19 protein-coding genes and 1 pseudogene are annotated in these 22,568 nt (G+C 63.1%); 12 read left to right on the forward strand and 8 right to left on the reverse strand.

Annotated features, from left to right (window positions below; translation table 11 throughout):
* Positions 1 to 41: 41 nt before the first annotated feature.
* From C8C93_RS14300 to C8C93_RS14310, 3 genes are read left to right on the forward strand one after another with little or no spacing between them, the layout of a single operon-like run.
* Positions 42 to 1,277 carry an ABC transporter substrate-binding protein gene (locus tag C8C93_RS14300; RefSeq protein WP_121507348.1) on the forward strand — a complete coding sequence of 412 codons (1,236 nt, stop codon included), beginning with the start codon at positions 42 to 44 and terminating at the stop codon, positions 1,275 to 1,277.
* The gene (locus tag C8C93_RS14305; RefSeq protein ID WP_199727032.1) at positions 1,274 to 2,338 is read left to right on the forward strand and encodes an iron ABC transporter permease; all 1,065 of its coding nucleotides are present in this window, start codon (positions 1,274 to 1,276) and stop codon (positions 2,336 to 2,338) included. The genes C8C93_RS14300 and C8C93_RS14305 overlap by 4 nt, the downstream gene beginning before the upstream one ends.
* Positions 2,332 to 3,087, forward strand: coding sequence for an ABC transporter ATP-binding protein (locus C8C93_RS14310; RefSeq protein ID WP_121507350.1), 756 nt, complete (start codon positions 2,332 to 2,334; stop codon positions 3,085 to 3,087). Before C8C93_RS14305 ends, C8C93_RS14310 begins: the two co-directional genes overlap by 7 nt.
* 45 nt (positions 3,088 to 3,132) lie before the next feature.
* Here C8C93_RS14310 and nadA read toward each other — a convergent pair whose 3' ends face one another.
* The gene (gene nadA, locus C8C93_RS14315; protein WP_121507351.1) at positions 3,133 to 4,263 is read right to left on the reverse strand and encodes a quinolinate synthase NadA; all 1,131 of its coding nucleotides are present in this window, start codon (positions 4,261 to 4,263) and stop codon (positions 3,133 to 3,135) included.
* Positions 4,260 to 5,132 (reverse strand): carboxylating nicotinate-nucleotide diphosphorylase, encoded by an 873-nt coding sequence (gene nadC, locus C8C93_RS14320; protein ID WP_121507352.1) that lies wholly within the window; start codon positions 5,130 to 5,132, stop codon positions 4,260 to 4,262. The genes nadA and nadC overlap by 4 nt, the downstream gene beginning before the upstream one ends.
* Positions 5,133 to 5,268: 136 nt before the next feature.
* Here nadC and C8C93_RS14325 point away from each other — a divergent pair, with 136 nt between their 5' ends.
* The 5 genes from C8C93_RS14325 to C8C93_RS14345 all read left to right on the forward strand — a co-directional run bounded on the left by C8C93_RS14325 (position 5,269) and on the right by C8C93_RS14345 (position 11,100).
* A complete protein-coding gene (locus C8C93_RS14325; RefSeq protein ID WP_121507353.1) occupies positions 5,269 to 6,474 on the forward strand; it encodes an ABC transporter ATP-binding protein in 1,206 nt (401 codons plus the stop codon).
* Positions 6,475 to 6,480: 6 nt separating this feature from the next.
* Positions 6,481 to 8,091: a hypothetical protein gene (locus C8C93_RS14330; protein ID WP_121507354.1), complete on the forward strand. Its 1,611-nt coding sequence runs from the start codon at positions 6,481 to 6,483 to the stop codon at positions 8,089 to 8,091.
* Positions 8,092 to 8,276: 185 nt separating this feature from the next.
* Positions 8,277 to 9,158 (forward strand): 3-methyl-2-oxobutanoate hydroxymethyltransferase, encoded by an 882-nt coding sequence (panB, locus tag C8C93_RS14335; RefSeq protein WP_121507355.1) that lies wholly within the window; start codon positions 8,277 to 8,279, stop codon positions 9,156 to 9,158.
* Between the two features lie 44 nt (positions 9,159 to 9,202).
* Positions 9,203 to 10,048, forward strand: a complete 846-nt coding sequence (gene panC / locus C8C93_RS14340) for a pantoate--beta-alanine ligase (protein WP_121508808.1) — start codon at positions 9,203 to 9,205, stop codon at positions 10,046 to 10,048.
* A 212-nt stretch (positions 10,049 to 10,260) separates the two neighbouring features.
* Complete coding sequence (locus C8C93_RS14345) at positions 10,261 to 11,100, forward strand: urease accessory protein UreD (protein WP_121507356.1); 840 nt, start codon at positions 10,261 to 10,263, stop codon at positions 11,098 to 11,100.
* 24 nt (positions 11,101 to 11,124) lie between these two features.
* On the opposite strand, the gene C8C93_RS14350 is transcribed toward C8C93_RS14345, so the two are convergent.
* From C8C93_RS14350 to C8C93_RS14360, 3 genes are all read right to left on the reverse strand, one after another.
* A complete protein-coding gene (locus C8C93_RS14350) occupies positions 11,125 to 11,607 on the reverse strand; it encodes a GNAT family N-acetyltransferase (protein WP_158603272.1) in 483 nt (160 codons plus the stop codon).
* A 124-nt stretch (positions 11,608 to 11,731) separates the two neighbouring features.
* Positions 11,732 to 12,958: an alanine transaminase gene (gene alaC / locus C8C93_RS14355; protein WP_121507358.1), complete on the reverse strand. Its 1,227-nt coding sequence runs from the start codon at positions 12,956 to 12,958 to the stop codon at positions 11,732 to 11,734.
* A 160-nt stretch (positions 12,959 to 13,118) separates the two neighbouring features.
* Positions 13,119 to 14,333 (reverse strand): MFS transporter, encoded by a 1,215-nt coding sequence (locus tag C8C93_RS14360; protein ID WP_121507359.1) that lies wholly within the window; start codon positions 14,331 to 14,333, stop codon positions 13,119 to 13,121.
* Positions 14,334 to 14,574: 241 nt separating this feature from the next.
* Here C8C93_RS14360 and C8C93_RS14365 point away from each other — a divergent pair, with 241 nt between their 5' ends.
* Positions 14,575 to 15,303, forward strand: coding sequence for a haloacid dehalogenase type II (locus tag C8C93_RS14365; protein ID WP_121507360.1), 729 nt, complete (start codon positions 14,575 to 14,577; stop codon positions 15,301 to 15,303).
* A gap of 27 nt (positions 15,304 to 15,330) precedes the next feature.
* Here C8C93_RS14365 and C8C93_RS14370 read toward each other — a convergent pair whose 3' ends face one another.
* Complete coding sequence (locus C8C93_RS14370) at positions 15,331 to 16,413, reverse strand: adenylate/guanylate cyclase domain-containing protein (RefSeq protein ID WP_121507361.1); 1,083 nt, start codon at positions 16,411 to 16,413, stop codon at positions 15,331 to 15,333.
* Positions 16,414 to 17,165: 752 nt separating this feature from the next.
* Here C8C93_RS14370 and C8C93_RS14375 point away from each other — a divergent pair.
* The gene (locus C8C93_RS14375) at positions 17,166 to 18,854 is read left to right on the forward strand and encodes a hypothetical protein (protein ID WP_233559409.1); all 1,689 of its coding nucleotides are present in this window, start codon (positions 17,166 to 17,168) and stop codon (positions 18,852 to 18,854) included.
* Positions 18,855 to 18,966: 112 nt separating this feature from the next.
* Complete coding sequence (locus C8C93_RS14380; RefSeq protein ID WP_121507363.1) at positions 18,967 to 20,376, forward strand: MBOAT family protein; 1,410 nt, start codon at positions 18,967 to 18,969, stop codon at positions 20,374 to 20,376.
* 231 nt (positions 20,377 to 20,607) lie between these two features.
* Here the strand turns inward: C8C93_RS14380 and C8C93_RS14385 are convergent, their stop codons facing one another.
* On the reverse strand, positions 20,608 to 21,402 hold the full coding sequence (locus C8C93_RS14385; RefSeq protein WP_121422545.1) for a metallophosphoesterase: 795 nt from the start codon (positions 21,400 to 21,402) through the stop codon (positions 20,608 to 20,610).
* Between the two features lie 29 nt (positions 21,403 to 21,431).
* On the opposite strand from C8C93_RS14385, the gene C8C93_RS25660 reads away from it, so the two are divergent.
* Entirely contained in the window at positions 21,432 to 22,169 is a 738-nt protein-coding gene (locus C8C93_RS25660; RefSeq protein ID WP_370110844.1) for a DUF2694 family protein, read from the forward strand.
* Here the strand turns inward: C8C93_RS25660 and C8C93_RS25665 are convergent.
* Positions 22,127 to 22,489, reverse strand: a pseudogene (locus tag C8C93_RS25665) (diacylglycerol kinase family protein); the annotation flags it as partial. The gene C8C93_RS25660 and the pseudogene C8C93_RS25665 sit on opposite strands and share 43 nt — an antisense overlap.
* Between the last annotated feature and the right edge of the window lie 79 nt (positions 22,490 to 22,568).

Below are 22,568 nucleotides of genomic sequence, written 5' to 3' on the forward strand. Positions count from 1 at the left end.
CTTTTTCCTCCCCACCCCTTCATTCACAAAGAGTCTTTGACATGGCAATGGGTCACCGCTGGCGCATCGCGCTTCTTATCCTTGTGCTGGCAGGCATCGCCGCCGCCGGCATTTTTCTGGTTTCTCCGGCCGCAGCCCCCGAAGGCGCTGCATCCCCCCCGCCCTCCGGCAGCCACCACGTCACGGTGACCGACCTGCTGGGGCGCAATGTGCAGGTGCGGTTACCTGTGCAGCGCGTGATCCTGGGCGAAGGGCGGCAGTTGTACCTGGTGGCCGCACTCGATACGGACAACCCGATCCAGCGCATCGTGGGCTGGCGCAAGGATCTGATCCAGGCCGACCCTGACACCTATTCGGCGTACGCCAAGAAATTTCCGCGCATCGCCGACATTCCCACCTTTGGGGGCTTTGAAGACGGCACCTTCGACATCGAGCAGGCCATTGCGCAAAAGCCCGATGTGATCCTGCTGAACATCGAGGCCCAACGGGCCACCGATGACGCCCGCTACATCGAGAAACTGGCGGCGCTGGGAATTCCGGTGGTGTATGTGGACTTTCGCCATCGCCCCATGGAGAACACCGAGCCCACCATGCGCCTGATGGGCCGGCTGCTTGGCAAGGAAGCGCGCGCTGAAGAGTTCATCGCGTACCGCGCGGCGCAGATCCGGCGCGTGGCAGACACCATCGCCGCCGAGCAGCCCCCGCGCCCCAAGGTGTTCATCGAACGCATCGGCGGCTACACCGAAGACTGCTGCCTGAGCTTTGGCAACGAGAACTTCGGCAAATACGTGGAAGTGGCCGGGGGCACGAACGTTGCCAAGGGCGTGATTCCCGGCACCTTCGGCCAGCTCAACCCTGAGCAGGTAATCGCCTCCAACCCCGACCAGGTCGTGGTCACCAGCGCCAACTGGGAGGCCTACGTACCCTCCGGCCACTGGATTGGCGTGGGCCCTGGTGCCGACCTGGCAGAAGCCCGGCGCAAGCTCGAAACCTATACCCGCCGCCCCGCCTACACCGGCACCCGGGCTGCGCAAGACCGCGCGTTCCACGCCATCTGGCACCAGTTCTACAACAGTCCGTACGAGTTTGTGGCCATCCAGCAGCTGGCCAAGTGGTTCCACCCAGCCTTGTTCGCGGACCTGGACCCGGACGCCACCTACCGTGAGATGCACGAACGCTTTCTTCCCGTGCCCTATGAACCCGGCTACTTCGTGAGCCTGGACGGCGCAACACCCGCAGCCTCCGCAGCGCCCTCCACCGTCAAGGCTGCCCCATGACGACCACAGCGATGGCACCCCCTTCAAGCCACGGCGCTGGCTACCGTGCCCTGGTGCGCCGCAAGCGCTGGCTGCTGCTGGGGTTTTTCGTGCTGACGACCTTGAGCCTGCTGCTGGACCTGGCACTCGGGCCGGTGGGCTACAGCGTGAGGGACGTGGTGCAGGCCGTGCTGTGGCCCGACAGCGTGCCCGTACAACTGCGCGTGGTGGTGTGGGACATCCGCCTGCCCACCGCGCTCATGGCGCTGGCTGTGGGTGCTGCGCTGTCGGTGGCGGGCGCACAGATGCAGACCACGCTCAACAACCCGCTGGCCAGCCCGTTTACGCTGGGTATTTCGGCGGCGGCCAGCTTTGGCGCCGCGCTCGGACTGGCCTTCGGCGTTGCCCTGTTCCCCACGGTGGCCGGGTATGTGGTGCCGCTGAATGCCTTTGTGATGGCGATGCTGTCGGCCGGGTTGATCCACCTGCTGAGCATGAAACGCGGCGTGACCACCGAGACCATCGTGCTGCTGGGTATTGCGCTGGTGTTCACTTTCAATGCACTGCTGGCGCTGGTGCAGTATTTCGCCACCGAGCAAGCCGTGGCGGCCGTGGTGTTCTGGACCATGGGCAGCCTGACCAAGGCCACCTGGCCGAAGCTGGTTGTGACATGCCTGGTTCTCGTGGTCACGCTGCCCCTTTTTGCGCGCAACAGCTGGGCACTGACAGCCCTGCGCCTGGGCGATGACAAGGCTGCAAGCTTCGGCATCAACGTGGCGCGCCTGCGGCTGCAAACGCTGGTGCTGATCAGCCTTCTGGCAGCCTTCCCGGTGGCATTTGTCGGCACTATCGGCTTTGTGGGCCTGGTGGGCCCGCACATTGCACGCATGCTGATCGGCGAGGACCAGCGGTTCTTCCTGCCCGCGTCCGTCATGACCGGCGCATTGCTGCTGTCGATCAGCTCGGTGGTCAGCAAAACGCTGATCCCTGGGGCCATCTTTCCCATCGGCGTCGTGACCTCGCTCATAGGAGTGCCCTTCTTCATCTCGCTCATCCTGGGCCGCAGGGAGCGCTCATGGTGACGCTCCAGTTGCAAGGGGTGGGAGCGCACTATGGCAGCCGCACGGTACTTGCGAACGTCAACACCCCCGTCTTCCATGCGGGGCAGGTGGTGGCCGTGATCGGGCCCAACGCGGCGGGCAAATCCACCCTGTTCAAGCGCATGGCCGGCATGCTCAAGGGAGCGGGCCAGATCGTGCTGCAGAGCACCCGCAAGAGACCCGAGGGCATCTGCTACATGCCGCAGGAAATCAGCGCCACCGCGCGGCTCACGGTGGTTGAATCCATACTGCTGGCCGCCAAACAGCAGCACCAGGGCTGGGCGGTGAGCGATGCCGAACTGGCGCAGGTGGACGCCATCACCGCGTCACTGGGCATCGCAGACCTTGCCTTTCGCAATCTGGGGGAACTCAGTGGTGGCCAGCGGCAACTGGTGTCCATCGCCCAGACGCTGGCGCGCGACCCCGAGATCCTGCTCATGGACGAGCCCACCAGCGCGCTCGACCTGCACCGTCAGATCCAGGTGCTGGACTTCATGCGCTCGCTGGCACAGGAGCGGGGGCTGATCGTGTTCATCGCGCTGCACGACATCAACCAGGCGCTGCGCTACTGCGACCACGCCCTGGTGATCGCCAACGGCCAGGCGCAGCACAGCGGGCCTTGCGAGCAGGTGATTACTGCAGCCATGCTGCGCGATGTCTATCGCATCCGGGCCCGCATTGAAAGCTGCTCGGTGGGCACGCGGCACGTCATTGTGGACGGCGTGGCGTAGCCAGCGCCCGCCCGGTCCGCCACGACTCAATACCTGCGTGATGCCTCAGGCGGCCCCGATGCCAGGGACCAGGCCCGCCGTGGGCTGCCCGTTCCTCAGCGCGGCCGTGAAGGCCAACATGCGGTCAATCGGCTGGCGCGCGCGCGGGATCAGCGCCGGGTCCACATGGATCGCGTTGGCGCCGGTCTCCAGCACCCGCGCCACATCGGCCAGGCCGTTCATCGCCATCCAGGGGCAGTGTGCGCAACTCTTGCAGGTGGCGCTGTTGCCGGCGGTGGGGGCCTCAATGAACACCTTGCCGGGGTTCAGCGTGCGCAGCTTGTGCATCATGCCGTTGTCGGTGGCTACGATGAATTCGGTGGCATCCATCTCGCGTGCGGCCTTGAGGATGGCGCTGGTGGAGCCCACGGCATCGGCCAGGGCGATCACGTCTGCAGGGCTTTCAGGATGGACCAGCACCTTGGCGTGGGGGTGTTCTTTTTTGAGCGCCTCCAGCTCGAAGGCTTTGAACTCGTCGTGCACGATGCAGGCGCCGTTCCAGAACACCATGTCGGCCCCGGTTTCGCGCTGGATGTAGGCGCCCAGGTGGCGATCGGGCGCCCACAGGATCTTTTGCCCTGCTGCCTTCAAGGCGCCGACGATGTCGAGCGCGCAGCTGGATGTGACCAGCCAATCGGACCGCGCCTTCACGGCCGCGCTGGTGTTGGCGTAGACCACCACGGTGCGGTCGGGGTGGGCGTCGCAGAACGCGCTGAATTCCTCCACAGGACAGCCCAGATCGAGCGAGCAGGTCGCATCCAGGTCGGGCATGAGCACCGTCTTTTCGGGGCTCAAAATCTTGGCCGTCTCACCCATGAAGCGTACGCCGCTCACCACCAGGGTCTGCGCGGCATGGTCGCGGCCAAAGCGGGCCATCTCCAGCGAGTCGCTCACCAGGCCGCCAGTTTCCTCGGCCAGATCCTGCAGGTCGGGGTGCACGTAGTAGTGCGACACCATCACCGCATTTTTCTCTTTCAGCAGGCGGCGGATTTTGTCCTTGAGCGCGAGGCGTTCGGCCTGCGTGGGTTCGGGTGGCACGCGCGCCCAGGCGTGTTTGGTGGAGCAGACGGAGCCTTCCTCGGTATCGAGCGGCTGCTCGTACTCCACGTCGATGCGGTTCATTACAGCGGTGGTCATGACAGCTCCTGCAGGCGCATGGAAAAGTCCGTCGCCTTGACGTCTTTGGTCAGCGTGCCGATGGAGATGCGATCCACCCCCGTCTCGGCCAGTTCGCGCAAGCCTTCGAGCGTGACGCCACCCGATATTTCCAAAATTGCACGGCCCGCGTTGATGCGCACCGCCTCGCGCAGCGTGGGCAGCGGCATGTTGTCGAGCAGCACCATCTCGGCACCGGCATCGAGCGCCTCGGTCAGTTGCTCCAGGGTTTCCACTTCAATCTCGATGAACTTTGCTTGAGCTGCCACAGCCTGGGCGGCTTTGAGCACAGCCGTCACGCCACCGGCGGCGGCGATGTGGTTTTCCTTGATGAGCACTGCGTCGTGCAGACCGATGCGGTGATTGGTGCCGCCGCCCACGCGCACGGCGTACTTTTGCGCCAGGCGCAGGCCGGGGATGGTCTTGCGCGTGTCCACGATGTGGGCGCGGGTGCCCGCCACCACATCCACATAGGTGCGGGTTTTGGTGGCCACGGCCGACAGCAGTTGCAGAAAGTTGAGCGCAGTGCGCTCGGCCGACAGTAGTGCGCGGGCATTGCCTTCCAGCTCCAGCACCACCTGATCGGGCGCGCAGCGCTGGCCTTCGGCCACATGCCAGGTGATCTGCACCGTAGGATCGAGTGCGCGCAGCGCGGCTTCGGCCCAGGGGGCGCCGCAGATCACGGCGGATTCGCGCGCCAGGATGCGGGCACGGGCGCGGCGGGTGGGGTCGATCAGGCCGGCGGTCAGGTCACCGCTGCCCACGTCTTCTTGCAGGGCGCGGTGCACATCCTCGCGCGCCAGTGTCGCCAGGGCTTCAGGAGTCATCGGGTTGTCGCGGCGTTTGTTCATGGGGCGCCAAGCATAGCGGCATCGCTCCCCCCACCGGGGCAAATGCTATAAAGCCCCGCCACCGACGTGCCGGGTGCGGCCCGCACGCCGGCACCCGCAGCCCGCACAGACGGGCCTATCCACAGAGGGAGTCCACATGGAAAACAATGCCACGGCTTCGGCGCAGCCCGCCCCTGCGCACGCGCCGCCATGGGCGCTGGCGGCCGAGCACGCACTGGGCGCAGGCCAATGGCACGGCGCCTGGCGCACGCTGCTGGACGCAGCCCTGCCCGTACCTCCGTCCGTGCAGCAGCAGGTGCTGGCCAGCCTGGATGCCTGGGATGCACTACCAGCCCAGGCCCCGGCAGCACAACGCGCCGCGCTGCTGCACACCGCTCTCGCCGCCGTCCGCGGCGCCCACCACCACACCCACAGCGCAACGCTCACAGCAGCAGGCAGGCAGGCCCGGCGGGTGCAGGGCTCGGGGCTGGTCAAGCGCTTTCGCAAGGGGGCTTTCACCCTGGGCCCGGTGGACGTGCAGGTGGCGCCAGGCCACATCCTGGGCCTGGTGGGCGAGAACGGCAATGGCAAGACCACCCTGCTGCGCCTGCTCGCGGCCGACCTGGCGCCAGACGCCGGCCAGCTCGACTGGGGCGCCACTGCCCGCGACCCCTATGCCTTGCGATCACAGCTGGCTTACATCCCGCAGCGCCCACACCCCTGGGGCGGGCAGCTCATGGACCACCTGCAGTTCGCCGCGCGCAGCCACGGCGTGGTGGGCGAGGCCAACCGCTGCCTGGTGGAGCTGGTGATTGCCCGGCTGTCGCTGCGGCCCTTTCGCGGCCACCAGTGGAAGCAGCTCTCCTCGGGCTACAAGATGCGCTTTGAACTCGCCCGCGTGCTGCTCACCCAGCCATGCGTGCTGTTGCTTGATGAACCGCTGGCCAACCTGGACATCAACGCCCAGCAGACCTTGCTGTCTGATCTGCAATCGCTGGCGCGCTCGCCCTGGCGCCCGATGGCACTGGTGCTCAGCTCTCAGCAACTGTATGAGGTGGAGAAAGTGGCCGATGCCGTGCTGTTCCTGGAGCACGGCCAGCCGCGCAGCGTGCAGGAACGCTTTGCGCAGATGGTGGGTTGCGCGATCGAGTTCGAGACAAGCTGGTCGGAGCCCGCCCTGAGCGCCTGGCTGGGCCAGTTGCCCCCGCACACGCACCAGGTCAACGGGCACACACACATCGTGAGCTTTCAGGGCGACACCAGCGCCGCCGACTTCCTGCGCGCCGCCGTGGATGCGGGGCTGCCGCTGGGCTATTTGCGCGACATCACCGACTCGACCCGCCGCCTTTTCGTGAAAGATTGACACACCATGCGCCGCCTGACCACTGCCTGGGATCAATGGTTTTTGATGCACAGCCCGCTGCTGTGGCAGTTGCGCCTGCACTGGCATCTGCCGCTGGCGCTGCTGTGGTGCCTGCTGATGTTTGGCGGGTGGATTGGCTGGACGGCCGAACCCGCGCGCTGGATGGGCAGCCCCGAAGGCACAGTGGTCGCCACGTGGAACTGGCCCGAGGACACCACGCGGCAGGTGGGCGGCATCATCGCCTGGATCATCGCCTTTGGCCTGGCGCTGTGGTGGCTGTGGCGCGTGCGCATCCACAACCGCTGGCGCGAGATCGCACCCGCGCCGCGCCTGGGCCTGTGGTGCGAATACCTGTGGGGCGCACTGTTTTTCGCCCTGCTGCTGGCCCCCACGCTGCTGCTGGACGCGGCCTACCGCGACCGCATCCAGCGCCTGTGGCAGGGCCAGGACACCGCCGCCCAGCAGCAGGCGGCTTGGCATGTGCGCCGCTGGGAGCTGCTGCTGGCGCCGGACAACGCGGCGCGGCTGGTCGAGTGGACACAGGCCGCACAGGCCATGCAGGCTGCTGAGCCGTCCACAGCCGCCGCCGAGATCCATGACAACGACAAATGCAACGAGAACCAGAGGTACAGGGAATACGACCCCGGCTGCGCAACCAACGCGCTGCAATCCCTGCATTGGCTGGCTCAGGCCGACACCGATGCCATTGCGCAGCAACTGGCGCACTACGGCGCGGCGCTGGGCCGATGGGGATACGCACCCGTGCGGCCGGGGGCGTCGGCGCAGGACCAGGCGCAGCAGCTCGTCAGCGCCTACCAGGCCGCCCTGCAATCGCCCCTGGCCCAAGAGTGGCGCAACTCCAAGGCGCAGCATGCACGCACCGCGCAGCCGCAGGACCGCGCACGGGACGCCCGGGCTGCCCAGTCTCCCCGGGATGGGCGGGATTGCGATGTCGCCGTTTCTCGCGACCCCCGTGCCTGCTTTGCCAGCGACCTCGCGCGTTCGCCCAGCCAATGGCGCGACAACCTGCACAGCGCGCTGCAACAGCACCTCAGTCCGCCGCCCCGCCTGGTGCAATGGGCACACCCCCGCTACGGCATGGCACAGCCCGGCCTCGTCGCCCACCACCTGGAAGGCGCCACGCCGTCGCAAAGGGCGCAGGAGCGCCAGCGCAGCAGTGTGCTGGCCGCCGCCAGCGCGGGCTTCTTCGCGGCGCTGGCGCTGATCGCCGCGCGGCTGCTGTCGCTGCGGCAGATTGCTGCCCTGTGTGGCGCGCTCACGCTGGCCGCCCCTGCACTGATGCTTCTGGGCGTGGCGGGCCTGGCCAACAACATCATGCTGCCGCTGGTGCCGGCCACGCTGCTGGCGCTGGCCTGGGTGCGCATTGCGCTGCTGCGCCGCCCCTGGGGGGGCTCCACGCTACTGGGCCTGGGCCTGGCGCTGTCCCTGGCGGGGTCGGCCAGCGTGTGGGACGAAGCCGCCCGCGCGCTGGAGCTGCCCGACGGCTCGTGGCCGGAGCTACTGACGGGCGCGCCCGCCGTGGCCGTCAGCACGGCCCTGCTGATGGCCGCCTTGTCGCCCCTGTGGCGCCGTTGGCGCGCACTGCCCGAGCGTTGACACCCGCCCGGGTGGCGCACGCCGTGCAGCCCTACTCCAAGTCAAATAGCCTTCTGAGCATTGCACAGAAAGCGTAAACAGCTATTAAATAAATAGCAACATTCTCAAGCATGAGGTGTGGCAAGCGCCGCGCCCATCTCGCATAGACTCGGCCGCAATTTCACAGCCCCCGACCGGAGCGCCCCATGACCAGCCCTGCAGCCCCCCCAGCCACGCCCTACGGCACTCTGCCGCCCGCATCCCCCTTGCCCCAGCGCCGCCCGGTCAGCCTGCCGCGCCTGGCGCAGATGCGCGCAGCGGGCGAGAAGATCACCATGCTCACCGCCTACGACGCCACGTTTGCGGCCGTGGCCGATGCGGCGGGGGTGGAATGCATTCTGGTGGGGGATTCGCTGGGCATGGTGTGCCAGGGCCTGCCCAGCACGGTGGGCGTGACGCTGGACACCATGGCCTACCACACGGCCAGCGTAGCGCGTGGCCTGCACCGGGTGCAGGGCACGGCCTGGCTCGTGGCCGACCTGCCCTATGGCACCTATGCCGAGAGCCGAGAGCAGGCGCTGCGCAGCGCCTGCGTGCTGATGCAGGCGGGAGCGCACATGGTCAAGCTCGAAGGCGGGGGCTGGACAGCGCCCACGGTGGAGTTTCTAGTGCGGCGCGGCGTGCCGGTGTGCGCCCACCTGGGCCTCACACCGCAGACGGTGCATGCCCTGGGCGGCTACCGTGTTCAGGGCAAGACCGACGATGACGCCCGCACCCTGCGCAAGGAGGCACATGAGCTGCAAGACGCAGGCGCCGCCATGCTGGTGCTGGAGATGGTGCCCGCCGCGCTGGCCGCCGACCTCACTGCCGAACTGCTGCACTGCCACACCATCGGCATCGGCGCGGGCAACGGCACGGCCGGCCAGGTGCTGGTGTTGCACGACATGCTGGGCATGAACCTCGGAAAGATGCCGAAATTCGTCCACAACTTCATGCAGGACGCAGGCAGCGTGCGAGGCGCCATGGAGGCCTATGTGCAGGCTGTGAAGCAGGGGCAGTTCCCGGATAACGCCTTGCACGCCTGGTGAGCCTTCACCGCATTTCTTCATTTCTTTTCGACCTCTCCCACCCCATGCTGATTGCCCGCTCCATCGCAGACCTGCGCCAGGCCCTGGCCTCCTACCGCCACCCCGCCTTTGTGCCCACCATGGGCAACCTGCACGACGGGCACATCGCCCTGGTGCGCCAGGCCAAGCCCCTGGGCGACGTGACGGTGGCCAGCATCTTTGTGAACCGCCTGCAGTTTTTGCCGCACGAGGACTTTGACAGCTACCCCCGCACCTGGGAGGCCGATTGCGCACAGCTGCAAGCTGCGGGCTGCGATGTGCTGTTTGCCCCGCGCGAGGCCGACCTGTACCCACAACCCCAGACCTTCAAGGTGCACCCCGATCCGCTGCTGGCCGACATGCTGGAAGGCCATTTCCGCCCCGGCTTCTTCACAGGCGTGAGCACGGTGGTGATGAAGCTCTTTGCCTGCGTGCTCGGCCAGACGGGCGGCACCGCCGTGTTCGGCAAGAAGGACTACCAGCAGCTCATGGTGATCCGCCACATGGTGCAGCAGTTTGCGCTGCCGATTGAGGTGGTAGCGGGCGAGACCTGCCGCGCGGCCGATGGCCTGGCATTGAGTTCACGCAACGGCTACCTCAGCCTGGAAGAGCGGCAAGAAGCCGTAGCCCTGTCGCAGGCATTGAAGCAACTGGCACAGCAATGGCTGAACGCTGCGCCCAACGACCGCAGCGCGGTGGAGCCCCGGGCCTTGGACGCCCTGCGCGCGCGGGGCTGGGCACCGGACTACCTCACCGTGCGCCGCCGCGCCGACCTGTTGCCCGCCACAGCGGCCGATGCAGCGGGCTCGCTGGTGGCACTGGGGGCTGCGCGGCTGGGCAGCACGCGGTTGATTGACAACCTGGAGTTTTAGAACAGCTCACAAAAGCCCCCCCTCGCGCCGTTGTCGCGAGGGAGGGCCTGCCAAAGGGGGGAGCAGACGATGCCGTGCAGCCCCGCCACCGGCCCGTCTCCGAAAACAAACCAAGCACCCACCTACCGTCAGCTATTATTCTGCCTAAAAAGGCCCCTAGCGCTTATCTGCATTGCGCAATAAGCTACTTATTTGATAGCAAAGACTCCTCCATGTCCTGGCACGCCCGCCTGCAGCTCGACTACACGGCACAAAACAACAACGCCCGCACCGTAGCCCGCTACGAGCACAACGGCCCGCTGCGCATCCTGCAAAGCCTCTACCCCGAGGGCGACGCCATCTGCCACAACGTGCTGGTGCATCCACCCGGCGGCCTGGTGGGCGGCGACACGCTGGACATCACCACTACCGTGGGCCCCGGTGCCCACGGCCTGGTCACCACCCCCGGCGCCACGCGCTTCTACCGGTCCACCGGCCCGTTGGCCCTGCAGCGCAGCCACCTCACCCTGGCCGAAGGCGCGCGCCTGGAATGGCTGCCGCTGGAGGCCCTGTGCTACAGCGCCTGCCATGCCGAAAACCACCTCACGCTGAACCTCGCCCCCGGCGCCGAATGCATCGCCTGGGACGTGACCGCACTGGGCCTGCCGCACGCGGGCCAGCCGTTTGAACAAGGCCGCTTCACCCAGCACCTGGAAGTGCCCGGCCTGTGGCTGGAGCGCGGCGTGATCGACGCGGCCGATGAACGGCTGCTGAGCAGCCTGTTGGGCCTGGCAGGCCACCGCTGCATGGCCAGCATGTTCTTTGCCGCAGGCACTCCCCTCGACCGCACGCGCCGCGACGCTGCGCTGGACGCGGCCCGCGCAGTGATGGATCAGCACCCTCAGGTCAAAGCCACCGCCGGCGCCACCAGCCCCAACGACCGCATGGTGGTGGTGCGCGTGTTGGCACCGCAGGTGGAGCCCGCGATGAAGCTGCTCAAGGCGGTGCGGGTGGCCTGGCGGGAGGTGTTGTGGGGGTTGGGGGGGGAGGCGCCTCGGATTTGGGCGATGTGAGGTGGTGGTCTATGAGACGGCAGGTCAAATTTTTCGGTTATCAATAACCTCGAAAAATACACGCCCATTTTTCTCACCAAGGCGCTGAAAGCCGCACTTCTCTGCAACCCTTATAGAGCCGATGTTTTCGCTTCTAGCAGATGCTCTCAGCTTAGAAATGCCTTTTACGAAGGCATCTTCTACTAATAAGGCAACAGCCTTCGTGCCAATGCCTTTACCCCAAAAGTTCTTACGCAAGAACCACCCACAGTCAGCGCTACCACCGCTGAGCAACGTGAACCCCACGCTCCCCGCCACGATGGAGTCCACTTCGACAGCGTAGAAAAATCGGCTTCTGATCGGCATAACCTGCTGCTCCAGCGCATCCCAGAAAGCAACCTCCGCTTGATAGCGCGTTCGTGGCAACCAATCTACAAACTGACCTACGTCTTTATCTTCCTGCAGCGAACAGAACACCTCCTGATCGCGCGGGAGGAATTCTCGGAGCAGCACGTAGTTCTGAAGCATGGGTTCCTCGCACAACCGAATAGTAGTGAGAACTTCAAGACCGCTATGGCCCCAAGGAGGGGGCAAGCCCCAATCCCCATTCAGAATCAATTGGAGTTCAGTCCCCAAACGGCCTCTTCCAATGTCAGGCCGCCGCCGTCGTAGGCGCCATGAGCAACCCATCCGCCTTGAACATTGCGCGAATCCCCCGCACCGCCTGCCGAATCCGTGCCTCGTTCTCGATGAGCGCAAAGCGCACATATTCATCCCCCTGGTCGCCAAAACCAATGCCCGGCGACACACACACCTTGGCCTTGTCCAGCAGTTGCCTCGCAAACTCCAGCGAGCCCAGCGCGCGATACGGCTCGGGGATGCGGGCCCAGATGTACATGCTGGCCTTGGGGCAGTCCACCGCCCAACCCGCTTCGGTGAGCCCCTTGTAGAGCACGTCGCGGCGGCGCTGGTACTGGGCGGCGATGTCTTTCACGCACTGCTGCTCGCCCTCCAGCGCGGCAATGGCGGCAACCTGCAGGGGCGTGAAGGTGCCGTAGTCGTGGTAGCTCTTGATGCGGGCGAGCGCGGCCACCAGGTCGGGGTTGCCCACCATGAAGCCCACGCGCCAGCCGGCCATGTTGTAGCTTTTGCTCAGGGTGAAAAACTCCACCGCCACGTCCTTGGCGCCGGGCACTTCCATGATGCTGGGGGCGCGGTAGCCGTCGTACACGATGTCGGCATAGGCCAGGTCGTGCACCACCAGGATGTCGTGCTTCTTGGCCAGGGCGATCACGCGCTCGAAGAAACTCAGCTCCACGCACTGCGCGGTGGGGTTGCTGGGAAAGCCGAAGATCATCATCTTGGGCTTGGGGTAGCTGCCGCGGATGGCCTTTTCCAGCTCGGCAAAAAAGTCTACGTCGGGCGCCACGGGCACGCTGCGAATGTCAGCACCGGCAATCACCGCGCCGTAGATGTGGATGGGGTAGCTCGGGTCTGGCACCAGCACGGTATCGCCCCTGTCGAGCGTGGCCAGCATGAGGTGGGCCAACCCTTCTTTGGAGCCGATGGTGACGATGGCCTCGGTGTCGGGATTGATGTCCACCGCGTAACGGTCTTTGTACCAGTGGCTGATGGCGCGGCGCAGGCGCGGGATACCTTTGCTGGCGCTGTAGCCGTGGGTGTCGGGCCGCTGGGCCACTTCGGTGAGCTTGGCGACGATGTGCGGCGGCGTGGCCCCGTCGGGGTTGCCCATGCTCATGTCGATGATGTCTTCGCCACGGCGGCGGGCGGCGAGTTTCAGCTCGGCCGTGATGTTGAAGACGTAGGGAGGGAGGCGATCGATGCGCGCAAAGCGGCGCTTGCCTTGAGAAGCAGACATGCTGTGGTGACTTTCACGTAAGCGCCCGGAACCGTCCGAGCGACGTGGCTGGCAGAAAGGCCGGCCCGCTGCCACTTTAAGGCACAACGCGGTCATTTCTCCGTGGATTTCGGCAGTGTCGCACCGCCGCTACAAGACACAGGTCAGTGGCCCTTGGGCGTCAGGCGGCAAAGCGCTTGGTGTTCCGCTCGCTAACCAGCGCCCACGCAAACATGCCCACGCCGCCAAGCCCCAGCAACACGCCCACCCACCCGGTAGACGTCCAGCCCAAGCCTGCCGCAATGCCCACCCCGCCCAGCCAGGCACCGAGCGCGTTGGCGGCGTTGAAGGCCGAGTGGTTGAGCGCGGCGGCCAGGGTCTGCGCGTCGCCTGCCACGTCCATCAGGCGGATCTGCAGCGCAGGGCCGATGGCCACCAAGGTTCCCAGGAAGAACGTGGCCAGCGCGGCGCTGGCAGGGTGGTGTGCGGCGGGCACAAACAGCGCCAGCACGAGGATGGACCACACCAGTACCTTGCCCACAGCAGGCATCAGCGCCTTGTCCGCCATGCGCGAGCCCACGATGTTGCCCACCACCATACCCAGGCCAAACAGCGACAGCACAAAGGGCATGAGCGCGGGCGGCATGCCGGCCACCTCGATCAAGGTGGGCTTGATGTAGCTGAACACTGCAAACATGCCACCAAAACCAATGGCGCCAATGCCCAGCGTGAACCACACCTGCTTGCGCGCCAGCGCGCCCAGCTCGCGCAGCGGGCTGGCGCCGTGCGACGCGGGCATGGGGGGCACCCAAAGGCGCACCATGACCACGGCGGCCACCGCGATCAACCCCACAAACACAAACGCAGCGCGCCAGCCAAAAGCCTCGCCCAGCGCAGCGGCAATGGGCACACCCACCAGCGTGGCGGTGGTGAGGCCCAGCATGACCCAGCCCACTGCGCGTGCGCGGCGCCCCGGTGGCGCCAGTGCGGCGGCCACCAGCGCGGCCACGCCAAAGTAGGTGCCGTGTGGCAGACCGGTGAACAGGCGCATGGCGCTCAGCGACCCATAGCCCGGGGCCAGCGCCGATGCGAAATTGCCCAGCGCATACACCACCATCAGCGCCATCAGCAGCGCGCGCCGCCCCCAGTGGGCGCACAGCACGGCCAGCACCGGCGCGCCCACCACTACGCCCAGCGCATAGGCGCTGATGACATGCCCGGCCTGCGGAATGCTCACACCAATATCGCGCGCCACCTCAGGCAACAGGCCCATGATGACGAACTCACCCGTGCCGATGGAAAAGCCGCCGACCCCGAGTGCCAGCACGGCGCGCACCAAGGTGCGGTCGTCGGTAGGGGTGGCGGCGATGGACGTGGGGGAAAGGGGCGCGGTCATGGCAACAACAGGGGAGACGCTGCACCGGCAAGCGACGGCAGGGCGCAGAAGGTAGACGAGACAGGGAGAAGGAGAGAAAGAAACGCAGTTACGGGGGTAAACCCGATTTTTGTAACCATAGCATGCAAAGCACCGCCTTGCTGAAGCGGGGAAATATGTAACCCAGGTTCAAAGCCATGCCAGCTATGGCTGCTACGCTGACGCCCTGACCACGCCCTTCCTCCTTTTTCAAGGACTGCGAATGACGACCACCCCAAGCACAGCAGACCACATCGCCAGCACCGTGAAGGTGCTGGCGTTCGACATCTTTGGCACCGTGGTGGACTGGCACGGCAGCATCGTGCGCGAGATGCAGGCGCTGTACCCCGCCGTGGATGGCGATGCGTTTGCGCTGGCGTGGCGCGCCGGCTACCAGCCCGCCATGGCGCGGGTGATGCGGGGCGAGCAGGGCTGGACGCTGATCGACGACCTGCACCGAAGCATCCTCGACGAGATCCTGCCGCGCTTTGGCCTGGCACAACTGTCTGACGCCGAACGCCGCCACCTCAACCATGTGTGGCACCGGCTCGATGCCTGGCCCGACAGCGTGGAAGGCCTCACGCGGCTCAAGACACGCTTCACCATCACCACGCTGTCCAACGGCAACATCGGCCTGCTCACCAACATGGCCAAGCGTGCCAGGCTACCGTGGGACTGCGTGCTGAGCGCCGAGGTGTTCAAGGCCTACAAACCCAGCCCGGAGACCTACCTGGGCGTAGCGCGCGTGTTCGACCTGCAGCCCGAACAGGTGGCGCTGGTGGCCACGCACCACGACGACTTGGCCGCTGCCCGCGCATGTGGGCTGCACACCGCCTACATCGAGCGCCCCCTGGAACTGGGCGCCGCCCAGCCCAAGGACAGTACGCCACAGCATGGCAACGATCTGCACGCCACAGACCTGAACGATCTAGCGCAGATGCTGGGCTGTTGAATGTGCCCCGGGGCACACCCGCGTCGATCAGTGCGCTACCAGCAGCTGCACAAACATCTGCACCTTGGCGTGGCATTCGGCACTGATGGAGGTGAACTCCAGCCCGGCCACCCACTCGTCGCCTTCCTGCTTGAGGGTGATGACCCGCGCATACACATCAGCCACGCGGTAGTCGACCAGTGGCAGCTCAAATTCCAGCTTGATCTCGCTGTGCGGCTCCAGCGGCTCGATCAGCTCCACCAGCAGGCCGTGGTAGCCGATGTCGCGAATGGCGCCGTGCACGATGTGGGGTACCACGATCTTGTCCTGCATGCGCTGGCACAGGCAGGGCAGGCGCGCATCCACACGGTGGCTGCGGCGAAACTCCTGGCGCGGCACCTTGAGCTTTTGAGAAGGGATGGCGATCAGCTCGCGCAGGCTCACGGGCTGCGTGCGGCCCTTGACGTAGACCTGCATGGGGGCAGACGCCGACACCAGACCCCAGCAGCGCTGGTACGTCGTGTCGCTGATGAGCACCTGGCCGCGCAGGCTCAGTGCCTCAATGCGCGAGGCCAGGTTGACGGCCTCGCCGATCACCGTGTATTCGGAATACACGTCCGAGCCAAAACGCCCGGCCATCACCGTGCCTGTGTTCACGCCGATGCCCAGGAAGACCTCGGGCAGGCGCTCGCGCAGGTGTGCCAGGTTCAGCTCGCGCATTGCCATCTGCATCTCCACGGCACACAACAGCGCGCGATCCACATCGTCCTCGCGCGCCACAGGCGCACCGAACAGCACCATGATCGAGTCGCCCATGAACTTGTCGATGCTGCCCTGGTACTTGAACACAACTTCAGACAACCGCGACAGGCAGCGGTTGAGCGCCGCAATCACCACCGACGCCGGTTGCGAGCCCGACAGAGCGGTGAACCCGCGCAGGTCGGCCAGCAGGATGGTGACCTCACGTGGGGCCACAGACCGGTCATCGGTGGCCACACCTTCCGGGCCGTCGCCCTTGCGCAGGATGGCTGCCATCTCGGCGAGGGCTTCTTCGCGCAGCGGCGTGCCGGTCTCGCGCTCGATCAGCGTCTGCAGGCGGCGCACCGCATCGTGGTGGAATTCTTTGTGCATGGCGCGGGGAGGGGGGGAGTTCGTTGGTATAGGGGGCATCACCGGCCCCTGCCAGCCAGAATAGGCGGGGCAGCCCCCGACGGTCAACCAGTGAAAACACTCCAGGCAAAACCGCAACGGCTCGCACGTTCTGGCTTGCGCCCCCTCTCACGGTGAAGGGTTGGGAGGCGAGGGAGCCCCAATGTTCAATTGGAAGGGTGGCTTTGAAACGCTGCGCATTCCTCACAAGAGGGGGCGTATCCGCCAGAACCGACACCATGGGGGCTAGGCTCAGCGGTCAACCCCCCGTTCCCCGCAGCGAACAATCATTGCCGCGCATAACGCCCATCGCGCAAGCGCATCAGTGGCATCCGCACTGCGTGCGATGCGGTGAAAGAGGGAAGCATCTAACCCGTTGCTAGCGAAAATGTAGCGTTTTGCGCTTTCTGAGTAAGCACTGAAGCCCAATGTGATGCCTGAATAGGCAGGCTGCACATAGAGGGTCAACGCGATCTGCCCCGTTTTATAGATACCCGGCTTCGGCAGCCAATAACGCTTACGGAGCCTAGTGCATCACCGGGGACGCCACCCGCACCGTCCTTTTTTTTGCAACTCAGCGTATGCAAGGCCAAGAAACGAATGCGACCGAGGGGGCTCGATGTAGTAGGTCGTCTAGCGCTGTGCGGGCTGTATCCCGCCTTACCAGTACTATCGCTGCTTCGATTGGAAGGGCGCCATTCCAAGGATATTGCGGCCAATCCGCGCCTAGAAACATGAATTTGCCAGAAATAAACCGGGGGAGGGCCTGCATGACGCGTTTTTTATTCTTGCTAGTTGGGTCAATCGTTGCATGCACAGCTTTGGCGACCACCTTGCCCGACGTACCAGAAATTGGACTTGCCAGCCCGGGTGACGGCAGCGCAACCGTCAGCTTTACGCCTGGCCGCCTCGGCAGCGGCAGGCTGGTCGAGTACATGGTTGTCTGCAATAACAATGTTCAGAGCGGTGCGGCGTCGCCCATCACAGTAACAGGACTCACAAACGGTACAGCCTATGGTTGCCGTGCCAGGGTGACCACCACAGTTGGCACCACCCCCTGGTCCGAACTCTCCAATATTGTCACTCCGAGGGCTGCCACAGCCGATGTTTCTGATCGCAAGCATTCACTCATCTGGATCGTCGGTATCTTGGGGTTTGTGGGAGTCGCAACTGGCCTAGCAGCATGGCGCCGTCGCTTCTCCTCTCAGACTGAGCCTCTATTACAAACACCAGTTGCTAGACGTGCTTCGGATGTGCTCATGCTGTGGATGATGAGCGTGCTCTGGATACCAGGGGTCGTTGCATTTGGAATGTATGCCACGGGGAAAAAAATCATTGACCCATCCGCACCATTGATCGGTGTGGTAGAAAATAAAATTCCGTTGTCGGGTGGGCTCCATTCCCTCATGAATGGAAGGTTTCAAAAGGAAATCGCCGCCAGAGTATTTAATTGGATGCCGTTTTACGCATCCATTACTCGTTTTTTCAATCAAGCACAATACACTCTGCTTCGCGCCTCCAGTAATCGCGAAATATTGGTAGGTCGAGACGGATACCTCTTCCACCCATCGTATGCATCTACCTATTGCAAACGCGATATTACCGCCGCAGCGCCGACATTGGAAGCATGGGCGAAGATGATTCTTGAAATACAGAACGGTTTTCAAAAAAAAGGCAAGAATTTTCTTTACATTCTTACTCCATCCAAGGTTGAGTACATGTCGGATAAATTGCCCTTTGGCTACCCTTGCCCTTCAAAAGAGCGCGATATATTTATCTCCGAGGCGCTCAAGTATCTTGCACTAGCTGGAGTGAACTACGTAGACGCAAGCTCAAAGATGAGTGAAATACAGCAGCGCTATGGGTATGAGCCATTTCCTAAAGGGGGTATTCACTGGACGGACCTTGCGGCAATGGATGCAACAAATGAGATTATTAATAAAATGAATCGCTTGACTGGTAAGCCGATTGCCACACCTTACAGGCCCAAGATTGAGGATGCTCCAGAGGCGAGTTGGGAAGAGCAGGATTTTGTAAATTTACTCAACCTCAAATGGCCACTTCCAGCGAACAAAACAGCAAAAATAGTCAGAGAAGAATCAACTACCAAAAGCTGTTCATCTCAGTATTCAATTGTTGTAGTGGGAAATAGTTTTTTCACGTCGCTTGGACGCAATTTGGTGGCTGGCTCCTGCCCTCCATCCGTGAGGCAGCTCTTCTATTTTTCCGTTCATCAACGTCATTTTTATTACAAAAATAATGCCCCAAATTTTGATATCGAAAAAATGGATTTCAACCTATTGGAATCGTCTGACGTGATCATTCTTGAAGAGCATGCAGGGATTTTTTCGACTGCGTCATATACACCACTTCTTCATAAATACATCACCGATGGTGTATTGCCAAAAACCGTTCAAAGGTAGCCTTCGAAATTTAGCAATCATGGATCAAAAAGGCCTTTCGGAAGACGAGCAAGTGGTCTATGTCTGCCCTCCAAAGTGTCCGATTAGCAGAAGAAGCGCCTAGGTGTAAATAATGCTGTTCTACGAGCCAATTTTTCTCTTTATTTTCTTTCCCGTAGTCTTTACTGTCTATCTCGCGCTTCGCAATTCAGCGAAGGGCGTGCTGATGTGGATCGCATTAATCAGTATTATTTTTTATTTATGGGCAGAACCAAAATTTTTTTTCCTGATCTTTTCCTCCTCAATTCTGGACTATTGGCTAGGAAGAAAAATTGCCAAGTCAAACCCCTCAAAATTGTATCTACATGTAGGTATTGCCAGCAACATTCTGCTACTTGTGACGTTTAAGTACACCGGATTTATTATCGGTGAAATTGCAAATCCAATGGCATCACACATTTTTGGCACCAACATGAAAGTGCCCGAATTCATCTTACCAATTGGAATATCATTTCTTGTTTTTGAAAAAATAACCTATCTCGTGGATATCCACAGAAAGATATCTCCGCCAGCTGAGAGTTTTTTCAAATATCTATTTTTTGTATTCTTCTTTCCAAAGCTACTGGCCGGGCCGATCATCAAATATCATGAGATTGAACCACAGATTTCAAAACGTTCGCCGTTCGACGCTGCGCTGGTTGCCGCAGGTTTTGAGCGCTTCGTCTTAGGAGTCTGCAAGAAGGTACTCATAGCTGACCCAGCCAGCATGGTTTCTGATCAGATATTTAATACTCCAATAACACAGTTGACCGTGATCGATTCCTGGATCGGTGCACTGATGTTTTCCATACAAATATATTTTGATTTTTCAGCCTACTCAGATATGGCGATTGGTATCGCGATGATGCTTGGATTCAGGCTTCAGGAGAATTTCAATTTCCCATATGTGTCGATTGGCATCACAGAATTCTGGCGGCGCTGGCACATCTCTCTTTCGACCTGGATACGAGAATATTTGTATATACCATTGGGTGGCAATCAAATTTCACCGATGCGAACATACCTAAATTTATTCATTGCATTTATGGCCTCCGGAATCTGGCATGGAGCGAATTGGACATATATTGCATGGGGAGGATTTCATGGTGTTTTTCTTATTGCAGAGAGGGCATTTTTAGGGGAATGGCTTAAAAAAATACCAACATTTATTGGCATTGGTTTTACATTTATTGTCGTAGTTCACAGTTGGGTTCTTTTTCGCTCACCAAATATCGGTCATGCATTCGAATACTGGGGGAAAATGTATGATTTTTCCAATGTAGATCATTCTGTATACATTCCATTATCTACTCTGATAATTTGCGGTATTTCATTGATTGCATCCGTCACCTCAAGAAGCTGGATGACTGAGCGTGTTGCAGCGTGGATCGAAACCCCAAAGATCCGTCTTTTTCTCAGAACCGTTCTCGCAGTCCTTTTTCTCTATTCGCTAGGTAAAGTGCTTACCCAGCCATTTCAGCCGTTCTTGTATTTCCGGTTCTAGCCACGATCCGCTTTTGTGTAGAGGTTTTTGGCTGAAGGGGTTCAGTGCACCGCCTGTACAGCCCCCAGTCCCCGGCTCTCCCCCGCACAGGGAGACGGAATGACACACCCGCTCAGAGTACGGGCGATGAAAATACTAGTGATTTTGGCCTCTGGCGCTTACCCATCAAGCGCTAGCAGCTATCAAAACAGGAGTTTCTTGATGGGCAGCACCGCTTGCACAGCGTGTGGCTCACTCCGCCCCCACCGCCTGCCGCTGCACACACACAAACTCCCCCGCCGCTTCGTCGTAGTCCCAGCGCGCGGCATAGCGGGCCCAGCCCCCCACGGCTGCGCCTGAGGCTTCTACCGTCAGCACCACCAGGCTGTTGGGGCTGCCGTGGCGCAGGCGGTGCGACACCGCCGTGCCCGCGCGGCAGGCCCACAGGCCCGGCAGGGGCTGCAACACGCTGGGTTCATGCACGTGGCCTGACAGCAGCATATGGGCGCCCGCCGCGCGCCAGCGTTGCAATGCTTCGTCCGCCCGGTGGGGCCGGTGCGCGCGGTCGGCGGCGTCGCGGGACACCAGGGGGTGGTGGCTGGCCACGATGCGCCAGGCATCTGGCGGGGCGCGCGCCAGCAGCATGGCCACATGATCGATCTGCGCCGACGACAGGCTGCCCCGCTCGTGCCGCCAGGCGCGGGTGGTGTTCACGCCCACCACATAAAAGGCGCCCATCTGCCGCACGGGCTCCTGGTCGATGCCGAACTGGTGGGCATAGCGCTCGTAGGCGCGGCCCCAGCGCATCCACCAGGCAAACAGCGGCAGGTCGTGGTTGCCCGCCAGCACCAGGGTAGAGCGGGCATGCAGGCCTTTGACAAATCGCGCGGCCTGCTCAAACTGCACGGCGGTGGCGCGCTGCGTCAGGTCGCCGGACACCACCACCATCGCCACGCCCAGCCGCTGCGCCAGCCGTTGAGCCGCCGCACACACCGCAGGATCGTGTGCACCGAAGTGCAGATCCGAGAGGTGCATCAAAACGGTCATCGGTGCTTTCAGGCCAATGTCATGCAGGCATGAGACCGGGCACCGACACGGGCTCTGGCGCTGCAACTGGCGTACCCTGGGTCTCGCCCTCCTGCTCATCATCACGCATCAAGGTGGTGGGCGCCACCAGCCACAGCGGGCGCTCGCTCAGGCGGAAATGCAGGGGCGGCACCATCCATTCGCGCTCGCCATCAAACGCCAGCTTGACTTGCGGTGGGCGCCAACTGGCGGGGGTGACGGTCAGCTCGGTACAGGCCATGCTGACCACGGCATTGTCTTTGTGCAACTGCCCGGTGGCCGCGTTCCACACCGTGCGCGCTATGGCCCAGCGGCCTTGGGGCTTGAGCATGACCACGGCCAGCTTGCCACCGTCGGCCACGGTTTGCGCCTGCGGCAGGCCCATGCGGTCGAGCTGCAAAGGGTTGTTGCCCACAAACAGCGTGGTGACCAGGTGCTCCTCCTGCTGCGCCTGGGCACCACGGTCGGTCTTCATCACTACGCGCCAACGGCGGCCCGCCGAGGGGCGGAACATGCTCCACACCGCAGCCGCCACGGCCACCCAGCGCTTTCGACCAAAGCGGCGCGAGGCCATTTCGCGGTCGGCCAACATCTTGGGGTACAGGCCCACACTGGCGTTGACGACAAACATGCGCCGGTTGACAAAACCGACCTGCACCGGGCGCAGGTCGCCGTTGCGCAGCGCCTGCAGCATGTCTTGCACGGCGGCTTCGGGGTCCAGCGCCAAGCCGTGTTCGCGACTGAAGTAGTTGAACGTGCCCATGGGCACCACCCCCAGTGGCACCCCCGCCAGCAGCGCCGCCGAGGCCACGGCGTTGATGGTGCCGTCACCCCCTGCCGCCACCACCAGCCCGCCATCGGCCAGCGCAGCCTGCGCAGCATCGCGCGCCAGCTGCACGATGTCGCCGCGCTGGTCGGGCACATGCCAGACCACGTCGTGCTCCTGCAAGGCGGGCACGCCTTCGAGCTTGGCGCGCAGCAGGTCCAGGTCGGCCCCGGGGCGCTTGGGCACCACCAGGTGGATGGGCCCGTGGGGACGGACAGGATGGGGATGCTCGGAAGGGGTCATGGTTCGACGGCTGCGTCAGGAGGCAACGCCTGGAGCGTCGGGCACGGATTGTGCCCGGGAGCCCCCTGCAGCCATCCTG

Origin of the sequence: Acidovorax sp. 93 (assembly GCF_003633835.1) — a bacterium.
GTDB classification, from domain to species: Bacteria; Pseudomonadota; Gammaproteobacteria; order Burkholderiales; family Burkholderiaceae_C; genus Acidovorax; species Acidovorax facilis.